Genomic DNA, 13,770 nt, shown 5'->3' with positions numbered 1-13,770 from the left:
CGACACGAGAGGATGCCCCGTGTGGACCACCAAGACCCCGCCGAACTGCGCAAACCGTACCTGGGCGCGCCCCTGAGGCGCTCCGGCCTCGCCGACCACCCCATGACGCAGTTCCACCTGTGGTTCGACGAGGCCTACGACTCCGGACTGGCCGAACCCAACGCCATGGTCCTGGCGTCCGTGGAGCCCTCGGGCATGCCCCGCGCCCGCACCGTGCTGATGAAGGGCTACGACAGCACGGGACTGCGCTTCTTCACCAACTACACCTCGCGCAAGGGACGGGCCCTGGAGGCCGACCCGCGCGCCAGCGCGGTCTTCCCCTGGCACGCCATCCGGCGCCAGGTCCTGCTGGCCGGACGGGTGGAGCGGCTCAGCGACGAGGAGAACGACCGCTACTTCGCCTCGCGTCCGCGCGGCTCCCAGCTGGGCGCCTGGGCCAGCGAGCGCCAGTCGCGGCCGGTGGCGGACCGGGCCGAACTCGACCGGCTCTACCGGGAGTTCGACACGGTCTGGGCCGCCGAGGAGGAGATCCCCCGGCCCGCCTACTGGGGCGGCTTCCGGCTCGTGCCGAGCGAGGTGGAGTTCTGGCAGGGCGGTGCCGACCGCATGCACGACCGGTTCCGCTACCTGCGCGAACCCGACGGCTCCTGGAGCGTGGAGCGCCTGGCGCCCTGACCGGGCCGTCCGGTGACGCGCTCGTCGCGCGCCGCTCCCGAGAGTGATCTTGGCCGCTTCGTACGGGAGTTCGGGGGCGGTTCCCGCAGGTGGGCGACGGCCCGACGCCCCTCCGGCGCACGCGGTGGGCTGGAAGGCCCCCGTCTGCGTGACCAAGTGCCCTTGCCGCAGGGGGAGAACGTATCCGCATCGTGAGACCGGGCAGAAATCCGGGCGCCCCGCGCCACGATATGCTTGCGTGTATCGGTGGTCGCTCCCGCGGTCCTGCGGACGCCCCGGTCCCCACTCGGCCCCTGGGAATCACGTCGCCCCGGCCTGTGTTGTGAGAGACCCGCCGTGCCCGTCGTGACCGCGCGCCGGGCACAGAGCCTTGGGAGGGGAGACTTGACCGCACACGGGCTGATCGACACCACGGAGATGTACCTCCGTACGGTCTTCGAGCTCGAAGAGGAGGGCATCGTCCCGCTTCGGGCCCGTATCGCCGAACGCCTGCACCAGAGCGGCCCCACGGTGAGCCAGACCGTGGCCCGCATGGAGCGCGACGGCCTGCTGCGGGTGGAGAACGACAGGCACCTGGTCATGACCGCCGAGGGGCGCCGCCTGGCCACCCACGTCATGCGCAAGCACCGGCTCGCCGAGCGCCTGCTCGTGGACGTCATCGGACTCCCCTGGGAGGACGTGCACATCGAGGCCTGCCGCTGGGAGCACGTCATCTCCGAGGCCGTGGAGGAGCGTCTGGTCACGCTGCTCAACGCCCCCTCGGTGTGCCCGCACGGCAACCCGATCCCGGGCCTGGACGAGCTGGGCCTGGAGGACTACTCCCCCGAGCCCTTCACCGACGACTCGATCGTCCCGATGATCGACGTCGCCGGGAACAGCGAGACCACGGTCACCGTGCGGCGTATCAGCGAGCAGATCCAGTCGGACGCCGACATCATGCTCACCTTGCGCCGATCCGGGGTACAACCGGGACAGGAAGTGGTCTTGCGAGCCTCTGACGACGGGGTCCGCGTGACCGACGGTGAGACCGGGGAAACCGAGCTCTCGGCGCTCGTCGCCGGGCACATCTTCGTCGCCAAGCCGTGAACCGTACGGACGCGTTGATTGGTTGCTCATCAGGATTGTCACATTGCGCTGCGGGAACGTTGACGGTGTTGCTACGCTCGCTCCAAGGTGCGGTCGTTCGGGGTACCCGGAGCGGGCATGTATGCAGCTCATGACGGCGAGGTGGCGGCTAGATGACACGGTGGGGTGAGCCCTTCCCCAAGGGTGACGCGCTCGCCGCGGCCGCCGTGGCGGACCAGGCGCAGATCGCCATCGTCGTCATCGACCGGGCCAGCCTCCTGCGCTACTGGAACCCCTTCGCGCGCGAGCTGTTCGGGTTCGTGGGCGGTCGCGACTACGTCGGCCTCTCCCTGCTCGACATCGGTATCCACGAGTCCGACCGGGAGCACGCCTCCCAGCTGGCCCGGCGCGTCCTGCGCGGCGAGCCGTGGGAGGGCACCTTCGCGGTGCTCCGGGGCGACTCGACCTGGATCCACGTGCGCGCCCAGGCCGTGCCCATGCACAACGAGGCCGGCGAGATCGACGGCATCACCCTGATCGCCAGGGAGGCCCTGCGCAGCGGACGGGTGGAGGAGCAGTACGGCCTGCTGGAGCGCATCGGCAGCCGCCTGACCAGCTCCCTGGAGTTCGACTCCACGGTCAGGGGGGTCGCGGGCATCCTCGTGCCGCAGTTCGCCGACCACTGCTTCATCGACCTCTACGACCGCGACCGCCTGGTCAGACAGGTGTCGGTGCACGCCGAGGGGTGGACGCCCCCGCCGCGCACCTGGTTCGAGGTCGGCGACGAGGTCCGCTACCCCGAACGCCACTTCGTCACCCAGGCCCTGCGCCGCCTGGAGACGGTGGTCAGCAGCGAGTACCTGTTCGAGAACTCGCCCAGCACGCGCTCCGACCAGGTCTCGCGCCAGGTCGGCGTCACCTCCGCCATCGCCGCCCCGCTGCGGGCCCGCGGCGAGGTGCTGGGCGTGCTCACCCTGGCGCTGTCCGGGCTCTCCCCGCGGCAGAAGAGCACCTACGGGGGCTTCGACCGCGACCTCGTCGGCGCCATCGCCTCCCGCGTGGCCCTGGCCATCGACAACGCCCGCCTGTTCGAGCAGGAGCGCAGCACCGCGCTGGCCTTCCAGCGCAGCCTGCTGCCCAGCAGCCTGCCCCGGCTGGACGGGCTGACCGCGGCCCACCGCTACCTGCCCGCGGGACCGCTGCGCTCCGACGGGTACGGGGTCCAGACCCAGATCGGCGGGGACTTCTACGACGCCATCCCGCTCTCCGCCGGACGCGTGGGCCTGGTCATCGGCGACGTCGAGGGCCGCGGCCCGCACGCCGCCGCCGTCATGGGCCAGCTGCGCGCCGCGCTGCGCGCCTTCGCCCAGGCCGACCGCGAGCCCGCCGACATCCTGCGCGAACTCGACGAGTGGGTCCGCCAGCTGGGCCAGGAGGACGAGGAGGGCGGCACCTGGATCCCCAGCGTCAGCTGCCTGTACATGGTCTACGACGCCTGGTCGCGCGAGCTGTCCTACGCCAACGCCGGGCACGCGCCCCCGCTGCTGGTCACCTCCGAGTCGGTGGAGAAGATCGACCTGGAGGTCACCGACCGCATGCTGGGCGTGCGGGCCAAGGGCGGATCGGGCGAGGACGTGGTCTACCACCAGGCCAACCTGCGCCTGCCCATCGGCGCCACCCTGGTCCTGTACACCGACGGGCTCGTGGACCGGCGCCCGGCCGGGGGCAGGGCGGACCCCGAGAGCGCCTTCGAGCTGCTGGCGGAGCGGGTGGCCGAGGTCGCCGACAAGGACGTGGACCAGATCGCCGAGGCGGCCGTGCACAGCGTCCCGGGCGAACACGACGACGACACCGCTCTGCTGGTCGTGCGCACCCACTCCGAGGAGCTGGCGCTGCGCGAGGGCTGGTTCCCCTCGGAGGCCTCCACCGTGGGCGAGGCCCGCCACATGGCGGCCCACACCTTCAGCGAGTGGGGGGTGGACCGCGACCAGGCCGAGCTGGCCTGCCTGCTGGTCTCGGAGATCGTCACCAACGTCGTCATCCACGCCACCCCGCACCCGGTTCACCGCGAGTTCACCGGCGGAGGGGTGCTGGACTCCGAGACCCCGCTCGACGCGGTGGCCGACGAGTTCGACGAGGACTGGACCGACCTGCTGGAGGCGGTGGCCGAGGAGGCCGACGAACCCGCCGAGGAGGCCGGGGAGAAGGAGTTCCTGCTGCGGCTGCGGCGGGGCGCGAACACGGTGTGGGTGGAGGTCTTCGACAACGACCTGCGCCTGCCCCGCATCCGCAGCGCCGCCGCCGACGACGAGGGCGGCCGCGGCCTGTACCTGGTCGAGCAGCTGGCCAGCCGGTGGGGGGCGCGGCCGACCCCGGACGGCAAGGCGGTCTGGTTCGAGATGCCCATGCACTCCGAGGAGACCGGGGAGCAGCACAGGGCCGACGACGGGGAGAAGGCCGGGCGGGACTAGCCTCCCGCCGCCTGCGGGCCCGGCGCCGTCGTGGAACCGCCGCGACGCGCCGGGCCCGTCCCTTCGGCGGCCGCCGGCGGTCCGCTGACGCCTGTCGCGGAGGGGGAGCGGGCCGCGGCACCGGCCCGCCCGTCAGGGAGGGTCCTGTCTAGCGCCAGGACCAGGCCCACAGCAGCAGGCACAGGAAGACGAAGAAGACCACGATTCCGCTGGTGGTCCACGGGATGTGGACCCGGGGCCGGAGCTTGCGCACCCCGATCACGAGCAGCACGACCAGCAGGCCCATGACGATGAGGCCGTCCCAAGCACCGCTCATTCCAGCTCCGACCCTTCTGGGGAGGGGGTTGTGCGGTCACAGACCCAGGCCGCGCCCGACGATCTCCTTCATGATCTCGGTGGTGCCACCGTAGATCGTCTGGACGCGGGTGTCCTGCCAGGCCCGTGCCACGGGGTATTCCATCATGTACCCGTACCCGCCGTGAAGCTGGAGGCACCGGTCCACGACCTTGTTGCACAGTTCCGTGGTCCACCACTTGGCCATGGCGGCGTCCTCCACGGTCAGCTCACCGCGGTTGAGCAGGCCGATGCCGCGGTCCACGTAGGTGCGGGCGATGTCCACCTCGGTGGCCAACTCGGCCAGAACAAAACGGGTGTTCTGGAAGCGCCCAATCGGACGGCCGAAGGCGGTCCGCTCCCGGCAGTAGGCGATGGTGTGCTGGAGCACGGCGTCGGCGGAGGCCACCGCGCAGGTGGCGATGGACAACCGCTCCTGGGGCAGGTTCTCCATCAGGTGGACGAACCCGCCGCCCTCCCGGCCGATGAGGTTGGCGGCCGGGACGCGCACGTCGTCGAAGAACAGCTCGGCGGTGTCCTGCGCCTTCATGCCGATCTTGTCGAGGTTGCGGCCCCGGGTGAACCCGGCGGCGCCGCGTTCCACCGCGATCAGCGAGAAGCCCTGCGCGCCCGCGTCGGGGTCGGTCCGGGCGACCACGATCACCAGGTCGGCGTTGACGCCGTTGGTGATGAAGGTCTTGGACCCGTTGACGACGTACTCGTCGCCGTCGCGCACCGCCGAGGTGGCGATGCCCTGGAGGTCGCTGCCCGCCCCGGGTTCGGTCATGGCGATGGCGGTGATCAGTTCGCCGCTGGCGAACCCCGGCAGCCAGCGCCGCTTCTGCTCCTCGTCGGTCAGGTCGACCATGTACGGGGCCATGACGTCGTTCTGGAGGGTGACGCCCAGGCCGCTGGCGCGGGCCCGGCAGATCTCCTCGTTGACGATGGTGTTGTAGCGGAAGTCCCGCAGCCCGGTGCCGCCGTACTCCTCGGGCACGCCGTGGCCGAGCAGGCCGACCTCGCCCGCCCTGGTCCACACCTCGCGGGGCACGATCCCGTCCCTCTCCCACTCCGGATGGCGGGGCGTGACCTCGCGCTTGAGGAACTCGGCCACCGATGCGCGGAAGAGGTCGTGGTCGGCGTCGAAGAGTTCCCGCTTCATGCTCTGCTCCGGGGTGTCGGGGATTCCTGCGTGACGCCACAGTAACCGAACAAGATTCGGTTTTGAAGGGGACAGTCCAAGCCCCGGCAAAGTTCCCGTGCCCGTGGGAGCCCGTCCGGCGGTTCCGGCGGGGCGCGGGCGCGACGGCTTCCTAGGGTGGCGGCAGCGGAGCCGGTAGCCGAGGGACGGGACCGCGTGCGGCCCGGCCGGGGGAGGGGAGGGCCATGGTCCAGTACGAGGCCAGGCATCGGGCGCGCAGGGAGCACCGGAGCGGCAGGATCGCGGTGATCATGAGCGCGCTGATGCTCACCGTGCTGCTGGCGGCCCTGGACCAGACGATCGTGTCCACCGCGCTGCCCACGATCGTGTCCGACCTCGGCGGGCTCAACCACCTGTCGTGGGTGATCACCGCCTACCTGCTCGCGGTCACGGCCGTCACGCCGCTGTGGGGCAAACTCGGCGACCAGTTCGGCCGCAAGCAGTTCTTCCTGGTGTGCATCGCCGTCTTCGTGGCGGGCTCGGCCCTGTGCGGGACCGCCCAGAGCATGCTCCAGCTCATCCTCTTCCGCGCGCTCCAGGGCGTGGGCGGCGGAGGACTCATGGTGCTGGCCTCCGCCATCATCGGCGACGTCGTCTCGCCCCGCGAGCGCGGCAAGTACCAGGGGCTGTTCGGCGCGGTGTTCGGGATCTCCAGCGTGGCCGGTCCGCTGCTCGGCGGACTGTTCGTGGACCACCTGTCCTGGCGGTGGGTGTTCTACGTCAACCTGCCGCTGGGGGTGCTGGCCTTCGTCACGGTGCTCGTGGTGCTGCCGCGCCGCCAGCCGACCGGCCGCCAGAGCATCGACTACTCCGGGATCGTGCTGCTGGCCGCCACCGCGATCTGCCTGACGCTGGTCGCCTCCTGGGGCGGCAGCCTCTACCCGTGGACGTCGCCGCAGGTCCTCGGGCTCGGCGCCGTAGCCGTGGTGCTCGGCGTGGGCTGGTGGCTGTCCGCGCGGCGGGCGCAGGACCCGGTCATGCCGCTCAGCCTGTTCCGCGACCCGACCATCGTGGTGGCCATGGCGATCGGCTTCTGCGTGGGCTTCGCGATGATGGGGTCGATGGCCTTCCTGCCGCTGTTCCTCCAGGTCGTGCACGGCCTGTCGCCCACGGCCTCGGGACTGCACCTGCTGCCGATGGTGCTGGGCCTGTTCCTGACCTCGATCACCAGCGGGCGCCTGGTCACCCGCACCGGCCACTACAAGGTCTACCCGGTGCTGGGGATGGCGGTGACCTCCCTCGGACTGTTCCTGCTCTCGCGGCTGGGCCCGGAGAGCTCGATGACGCAGATGGGGTTCTACTTCTTCGTCCTCGGTCTCGGCCTGGGCCTGGTGATGCAGGTGGTGGTCGTGGTGGTGCAGAACGCCGCCAGCTACGCGAACCTGGGAGTGGCCACCTCGGCGGCGACGTTCTTCCGCTCCATCGGGGGGTCGTTCGGCACGGCGGTGTTCGGCGCCGTCTTCTCCGGGCAGCTGGCGGCCAACCTGGCCGAGCGGGCCGCGCAGATCCAGCTGCCGCCCGGGGTGGACCCCGCGGCGCTGGAGAGCGACCCGCGCAGCCTGGACCAGCTGGCCCCGCAGGCGCAGGCGTCCTTCCTCCAGGCCTACGCGGACGCCGTGGACACCGTCTTCCTGTGCGCGGTCCCGGTCGCCCTGGCCGGGTTCGTGCTGGCGCTGTTCCTGCGGCAGATCCCGCTGCGCACCACCATCGACTCCCCGGACCTGGACGAGTCCATCCCGCCCGTGGCCGCAGCGAGCCGCAGCGCCGTCGCGCACGTGGAGAAGGAGGTGTTCCGGGCCTGCGGCCGGGAGGGTGCCGACCAGATGTACGAGCGCCTGCGCGAGGCGGCGGGCCTGGAGGTCTCGCCGCGCGCGTGCTGGGTGCTCAGCCACCTGGGCGTGACGGGGCCGCTGTCGCCCGGGGAGCTGGTGGAGATGTCCGGGCTGCCCGCCGACTACTGGGCGCCGGTCCACCGGGAGCTGGTCGAGGCGGGCTACCTGGCGGGTGGGGGCGAGCCCTGGGAGCTCAGCCGGCGCGGCGTGTCCGCCGCCCGCAGGATGTTCGAGGCCCAGCGCACCGCGCTGCGCTCGCTGCTGGCCGACTACGGGCCCGAGGAGCACCCCGAGGTGGTGGCCGCCCTGGAGCGGATCACCACCGACGTCCTGGGGGACGAGGGGGACGCCGGGCACCTGGAGCGGGGAGCGCACCGGGCGTGAGGGCACCCCAGGGGAGGGGGACCCAAGCCCCCCTTCTCAGCTTTTTTCTCCAGACTGGCACCGAGCACGGTCCGCCGCCACGGGAAGCCTCTCCCTGTGGACAACCCGCGCGACGCCGTGTTCGCGGGGGCGGGGGCTTGCCGGATCCGAGAAACCGAATACAGTTCGGTTCGTAACCGTCACCCAGGCCCTTGGAGGACCCCGTGGCCGAGGCATACATCGTCGGCGCAGTACGCACCCCCGTCGGGACGAAGAAGGGCGCCCTGGCCGCCGTGCACCCGGCGGACCTGGGGGCGCACGTGCTCAGGGAACTCGTCTCCCGGACCGGGGTGGACCCCGCCGCGGTCGAGGACGTCATCATGGGCTGCGTCAGCCAGGTCGGGCCGCAGGCGCTCGACCTCGCCCGCACCTCCTGGCTCTCCGCGGGCCTCCCGGAGTCCGTCCCCGGCGTCACCATCGACCGCCAGTGCGGCTCCTCCCAGCAGGCCGTCCACTTCGCCGCCCAGGGCGTCATGTCCGGCACCCAGGACCTCGTCGTGGCCTCGGGCGTGGAGAACATGGGCATGGTCCCCATGGGGGCCAACGTCCAGTACGCCCTCGACAACGGGCTCGGGCTGTACGGCGACGGCTGGGCCGAGCGCTACGGCCACCAGGAGATCTCCCAGTTCCGCGGCGCCCAGCTCATGTGCGAGAAGTGGGGCTTCAAGCGCGAGCAGCTGGAGGAGTTCGCCCTGGAGAGCCACCGGCGCGCGGCCCGGGCGCTGGAGGCGGGTTACTTCGACGAGCAGATCGCCCCCCTGGCCGGGGTGGAGCGCGACGAGGGCGTGCGCCCCGACACCACCCTGGAGAAGATGGCGGGCCTGAAGCCGCTGCGCGAGGGCTGGGCGCTCACCGCCGCCGTGGCCAGCCAGATCTCCGTCGGCGCGGGCGCGGTCCTGATCGCCTCCGAGCGGGCGGTCGAGCGGCACGGCCTGACCCCGTTGGCCCGGATCGTGCAGCTCTCGCTGGTGGGCGACGACCCCGTGTACATGCTCACCGCGCCCATCCCGGCGACCCGGATCGCCCTGGAGAAGGCGGGCCTGGGCATCGACGACATCGACGTCACCGAGATCAACGAGGCCTTCGCCCCGGTGCCGATGTCCTGGATCGAGGAGCTGGGCGCCGACCCGGCCAAGGTCAACCCCAACGGCGGCGCCATCGCCCTCGGCCACCCGCTGGGCGCCACCGGCACCGTGCTCATGGCCAAGCTGGTCGCAGAGCTGCACCGCACCGGCGGCCGCTACGGCCTCCAGACCATGTGCGAGGGCGGCGGCCAGGCCAACGTCACCATCATCGAGCGGGTCTAGCTCCTCCGGACCGCGCTGCCCGTGTGCTCGCGGATGTGCGAGCACACGGGCCCCTCGCGTGGCCCGGGGGCGACGGCGGCGCCTAGCGTCCGCCGGAGGCCAGCGCCGGGCCGCCGACGCCGTTGGACAGGCCCAGCCAGGCCGCCATCTCGGTCAGCTGCTCGACCAGTTCGGGCAGCGTCTCGGCGGGCGCGCCGTCCTCCAGCGTGATCCGCTGCGCCAGCAGGGTCCCCGAGGCGCGGTCCGCCTTGAGGTCCACCCGCGCCACCAGGTCCTCGCCCAGCAGGAACGGCAGCACGTAGTAGCCGTGCACCCGTTTGGCGGCGGGCACGTAGATCTCCAGCCGGTACCGGAACCCGAACAGCTCCTCCGCCCGGTCGCGCGTCCACACCAGCGAGTCGAACGGGCTCAGCAGCGCCCGCGCCCGCACGCTGCGCGGCACCCGGGCGTCCCGGTGCAGATAGGCCGTGCGGTCCCAGCCCCGCACCCGCACCGGCACCAGCTCACCCGCCTCCACCAGGTCGGAGACGGCCGCCCGGGACTCGGTGGACTTGAGGCGGAAGTAGTCGCGCAGGCACGCCTCGGTGGCCACCCCGTGGGCGCGGGCCGCGATCGACACCAGCTCCCGGTGCGCCTCCTCCGGGGTGGTCTCCGGCGCCGCGTACACCTCCGGCGGCAGCACCCGCTCGGGCAGGTCGTAGAGCCGCTCGAACTGCGTGTTGCGCCCGTTGGAGGTCAGGTCGCCCACCCAGAACAGGTACTCCAGGCACCTCTTGACCTCGGACCAGTTCCACCCCCAGTGGTCCTTGGCGCGCGGCACGTCGTGCGCCAGCGCCGCCTCCACCTGCCGGGCGCTGGCCGGGCCGATCCGCACCACCTCCTCCAGCACCGCCTTGACCAGCTCGGGCTTCTCCTCCCGGATGCGGTCCATCCACCCCACGCGCTCCTGGGCGCGGTTGCGCTCCATCCGGTGGCGCATGAGCTGGCGGGTGGAGGGCGGCACCAGGCTGGCCTCGTGCGCCCAGCACTCCACCAGCCGCGCGGCCCCCGACCCGGTCGCGGAGGTGGTCGCCCGGTCCAGCAGGGCGGTGTCGTAGGCGCCCATGCGCGCGAAGACCGGCAGGTACTGGCTGCGGGCCAGCACGTTCACGCTGTCGATCTGGAGGATGCCCACCCTGCGCACCACCCGCGCCAGGTGGGCGAGGGTCGGCTTCCCGGCGGGCCGGGGGTCGCTGAACCCCTGGGCGGCGAGCGCGATCCTGCGCGCCTGGGAGAGGGAGAGTTCCGCGTCGCGGCGGGGGTGCGGTTCTGCCATTGCGCCACCGTAACGCCGACCGCCGACAGTCCGTTCCTCCGGGCCGCGGGGCCCGTGCGTCGGACCGGCGGGGAGTGCCGAAAAACCTTTGACCCAATGCGAACCTCCGGGGGTGGGAAGCCGTCCAACAGAGCGCGACGACAACCACCGGGCACGTGCCGGGAGTCGCGCACGCCCCGGTGCGGAGGACGGCCGCACCGGGGCCACGACCGTTCCCGTGCCCCGCGCCCCCGAGGAGCGGGGCACGAACGGTCGCCTCCTCGCATTCTCCCCGACCGGAGCCCCGTGCTCCCGTTGTCCACAGGGCTGTTTTCTCCTTCCCCGTCGCGTGCCCGCTTGCGTCCGCGCGGGGTCCACCTCGGCGGGCAAGGGGCTGGACAAGCTCGCCGCGGGTCCGTCCGTGTCCGCGCGGGGTCCGCGCCCTCCACCGCGCCGCCCCCGACCGGGCGTTCCCGTCACGCGCGCACCCGCGCGGCGGGATGTCCCCCCGATGCGACAGCATGTCCGTCATGGACAGTTTCGAGGAGTACCGCGACGCGGCCCGCAGGAGCGGCGTGCCGGAGCACGCCGTCGACACGGGCCTGCGCCTGGCCCGCCCCCAGATCGGGCTGGGTCCCGCGGACGGCGGCGGCGGGGTCCTCGCCGGGCGGTACGGCGGCCGCCCCGTCCTCCCACCGGACGTCGACTGGAACGGCTTCCCGGACCTCATCGCCTCCGTGGACTGCGCGGCCCTGCCCCGGGACGTGCTCGACTTCCCGCTGCCGCAGGACGGTCACCTGCTGTTCTTCGCCAACCGGTGCGACCTGGAGGGGTCCGCGGGCGACGGCGCCGTGGTCCACGTCCCCTCGGGGGCGGCCGCGGTCGAACGCGTCCCCGACGAGGGCACCCCCCACACCGATCCGTACCCCCTCTACGCCCGGACTGCCTGGAGCATGCCGACGGGTGCCGACGGCGCCGTCGTCGCGGACGGGGAGACCGAGCGGGTCTACCGGGAGCACCGGCTGGACCAGTACGACGGCTTGGAGCACGTGCGCCGGTCCGACCTGATCCTGGGCGGGTACGCCTACTCGCCGCAGGACCCGCCCTTCGTCCAGACCCCGGCGGACTACGAGCGGGACGGAGGGGAGCGCGTGCTGCTGGCCCAGGCCCACTACGGGATGTACGGCGCCCCCGGCTGGACCGGGTACGCGGTGTGGGTCATGTACCGGCACGACCTGGAGGCGATGGACTTCACGAAGGCGGTGGGCGGGGTGCTGGGCTCCCACCCCTGACGGCCGCGCGGGCGCCGCGGCGGCGCGGCCCGCTCCGCGCGGTTCCGGCGAGGCCGCAGGCGCGGTGGCGGACACGCGGGACCGGCTCCCCGGCGAGGCCGGTCCCGTCGCCGCCATGGCCTAGCCTTCTGCTGTGCGTATCGCGACATGGAATGTGAACAGTGCCCGGGCCAGGGCCGAGCGGATCGGCGCCTGGCTGGACCGGAGCGACGTCGACGTCCTCGCCATCCAGGAGACCAAGGCCCGGGACGACCAGTTCCCCGCCTCGGTCCTCACCGACCGCGGCTACGAGGTGGCCCACCACGGCCTGTCCCAGTGGAACGGGGTCGCGATCGCCTCCCGCGTCGGCCTGGAGGACGTGCGGATCGGCTTCCCCGGCCAGCCCGGCTACGGCGACCCCGAGGAGGCCGAGGCCCGCGCCATCGGCGCCACCTGCGGGGGCGTGCAGGTGTGGAGCCTGTACGTGCCCAACGGGCGCGAGGTCGACCACCCCCACTACGCCTACAAGCTCCGCTGGCTGGAGGCGCTGCGCGAGGCGGGCGCCGCCAGCCTGGCCGCCGACCCCGGCGCCCAGATCGCCTACGTCGGCGACTTCAACATCGCCCCGCGCGACGAGGACGTGTGGGACATGGCCGCCTTCGAGGGCAGCACCCACGTCACCGAGCCCGAGCGCGTGGCCTTCGACAAGCTGGTCGGCGCCGGGTTCGACGAGGTCGTGCGCGCCTACACCCCGGGTCCCGGCGTGTACACCTACTGGGACTACAAGGGCCTGGCCTTCCCCAAGCGCAGGGGTATGCGCATCGACTTCGTGCTCGCCTCCCCGGCGCTGCGCGACCGCGTCAGCGGCGCGAGCATCGACCGCGAGGAGCGCAAGGGCAAGGGCGCCTCCGACCACGCCCCGGTCATCGTGGGTCTGGACGGCGACACCGGCGAGGCCGTGGCCAGGGAGGCGGACAAGTGAGCGCCGCGGCGCCGCGCGTGGCGGTCTTCGGCAGCGTCAACATGGACCTGGTCGCCTACGTCGAACAGGTGCCCGCCAGCGGGGAGACGGTCACGGGCACGGCCTTTCGCCAGGTGCCCGGCGGCAAGGGCGCCAACCAGGCCGTGGCCGCGGCCAGGGCCGGGGCCGACGTGGCCTTCCTCGGCGCGGTGGGCGAGGACTCCTTCGGGGAGGACCTGCGCGCCAACCTCGTCGGCAGCGGCATCGACGTGTCCGGGCTGCGCACGGTGCCCGGGGCGTCGGGGGTGGCGCACATCGTCGTGGACGGCGGGGGCGGCAACTCGATCATCGTCGTGCCCGGGGCCAACGGCGAGGTCACCGGCGTGGCCGCGGGCGACCCCGGGATCATCGGGGGCAGCGCCGCCCTGCTGCTCCAGCTCGAACTGCCCGTGGAGGCGGTGGTCTCGGCCGCGCGCACCGGCCGCGAGCTGGGCGTCCCGGTCTACCTGACCCCGGCTCCCGCACGCGAACTGCCCGCCGAACTCCTGGAGTCGGTGGACGTCCTGGTGCCCAACCAGCACGAGGCGGCCGCGATCACCGGCCGCGCCGAGCCGCGAGAGGCGCTGGCCGCGCTGCTGGAACTGGTTCCGGAGGTGCTGCTGACCCTGGGCGAGGACGGCTCGCTCCACGGCCGCAGAGGGGGCGAGCCGCTGCACGTTCCCGCGCGCCGGGTGGAGGCGGTGGACACCACGGCGGCCGGGGACGTCTTCTGCGGGTCGTTCGCGGTCGCCCGCGCGGAGGGCCGCACGCCCGAGGAGGCCATGCGGTTCGCCGCCGCGGCGGCCGCGCTCTCGGTCCAGCGGCACGGCGCCAGTTCGTCGATGGCCTCCCGGGACGAGGTCGAGGCGCTGCTGGGCGGCTGAGCCCGCCGCCGCCC

General features: G+C 72.8%; 11 protein-coding genes. 8 read left to right on the top strand and 3 right to left on the bottom strand.

Annotation, left to right across the window (positions count from 1 at the left end):
- Positions 1–21 precede the first annotated feature (21 nt).
- From pdxH to NDAS_RS20595, 3 genes are all read left to right on the top strand, one after another.
- Entirely contained in the window at positions 22–675 is a 654-nt protein-coding gene (gene pdxH, locus NDAS_RS20605) for a pyridoxamine 5'-phosphate oxidase (protein WP_013155170.1), read from the top strand.
- A 384-nt stretch (positions 676–1,059) separates the two neighbouring features.
- Complete coding sequence (locus NDAS_RS20600; protein WP_013155169.1) at positions 1,060–1,761, top strand: metal-dependent transcriptional regulator; 702 nt, start codon at positions 1,060–1,062, stop codon at positions 1,759–1,761.
- A 152-nt stretch (positions 1,762–1,913) separates the two neighbouring features.
- Entirely contained in the window at positions 1,914–4,211 is a 2,298-nt protein-coding gene (locus NDAS_RS20595) for a SpoIIE family protein phosphatase (protein ID WP_013155168.1), read from the top strand.
- Positions 4,212–4,359: 148 nt separating this feature from the next.
- Here NDAS_RS20595 and NDAS_RS28980 read toward each other — a convergent pair whose 3' ends face one another.
- Both NDAS_RS28980 and NDAS_RS20585 read right to left on the bottom strand, forming a co-directional pair.
- Positions 4,360–4,527 (bottom strand): hypothetical protein, encoded by a 168-nt coding sequence (locus NDAS_RS28980; RefSeq protein ID WP_013155167.1) that lies wholly within the window; start codon positions 4,525–4,527, stop codon positions 4,360–4,362.
- Positions 4,528–4,563: 36 nt separating this feature from the next.
- Positions 4,564–5,706 carry an acyl-CoA dehydrogenase family protein gene (locus tag NDAS_RS20585; protein WP_013155166.1) on the bottom strand — a complete coding sequence of 381 codons (1,143 nt, stop codon included), beginning with the start codon at positions 5,704–5,706 and terminating at the stop codon, positions 4,564–4,566.
- A 224-nt stretch (positions 5,707–5,930) separates the two neighbouring features.
- On the opposite strand from NDAS_RS20585, the gene NDAS_RS20580 reads away from it, so the two are divergent.
- Complete coding sequence (locus NDAS_RS20580; protein ID WP_013155165.1) at positions 5,931–7,961, top strand: MDR family MFS transporter; 2,031 nt, start codon at positions 5,931–5,933, stop codon at positions 7,959–7,961.
- 203 nt (positions 7,962–8,164) lie between these two features.
- Positions 8,165–9,307, top strand: a complete 1,143-nt coding sequence (locus tag NDAS_RS20575; protein WP_013155164.1) for an acetyl-CoA C-acetyltransferase — start codon at positions 8,165–8,167, stop codon at positions 9,305–9,307.
- A gap of 82 nt (positions 9,308–9,389) precedes the next feature.
- Here the strand turns inward: NDAS_RS20575 and NDAS_RS20570 are convergent, their stop codons facing one another.
- Positions 9,390–10,622, bottom strand: a complete 1,233-nt coding sequence (locus NDAS_RS20570; RefSeq protein ID WP_013155163.1) for a winged helix-turn-helix domain-containing protein — start codon at positions 10,620–10,622, stop codon at positions 9,390–9,392.
- Positions 10,623–11,122: 500 nt separating this feature from the next.
- Between NDAS_RS20570 and NDAS_RS20565 the strand changes: the two genes are divergently transcribed.
- From NDAS_RS20565 to NDAS_RS20555, 3 genes are all read left to right on the top strand, one after another.
- Positions 11,123–11,893: a DUF1963 domain-containing protein gene (locus tag NDAS_RS20565; RefSeq protein WP_013155162.1), complete on the top strand. Its 771-nt coding sequence runs from the start codon at positions 11,123–11,125 to the stop codon at positions 11,891–11,893.
- A 133-nt stretch (positions 11,894–12,026) separates the two neighbouring features.
- The gene (locus tag NDAS_RS20560; protein WP_013155161.1) at positions 12,027–12,854 is read left to right on the top strand and encodes an exodeoxyribonuclease III; all 828 of its coding nucleotides are present in this window, start codon (positions 12,027–12,029) and stop codon (positions 12,852–12,854) included.
- Complete coding sequence (locus NDAS_RS20555; protein ID WP_013155160.1) at positions 12,851–13,756, top strand: ribokinase; 906 nt, start codon at positions 12,851–12,853, stop codon at positions 13,754–13,756. The genes NDAS_RS20560 and NDAS_RS20555 overlap by 4 nt, the downstream gene beginning before the upstream one ends.
- Positions 13,757–13,770 lie beyond the last annotated feature (14 nt).

The organism is Nocardiopsis dassonvillei subsp. dassonvillei DSM 43111, assembly GCF_000092985.1.
GTDB lineage: Bacteria > Actinomycetota > Actinomycetes > Streptosporangiales > Streptosporangiaceae > Nocardiopsis > Nocardiopsis dassonvillei.
This window is presented reverse-complemented; position numbering and strand designations above follow the sequence as displayed.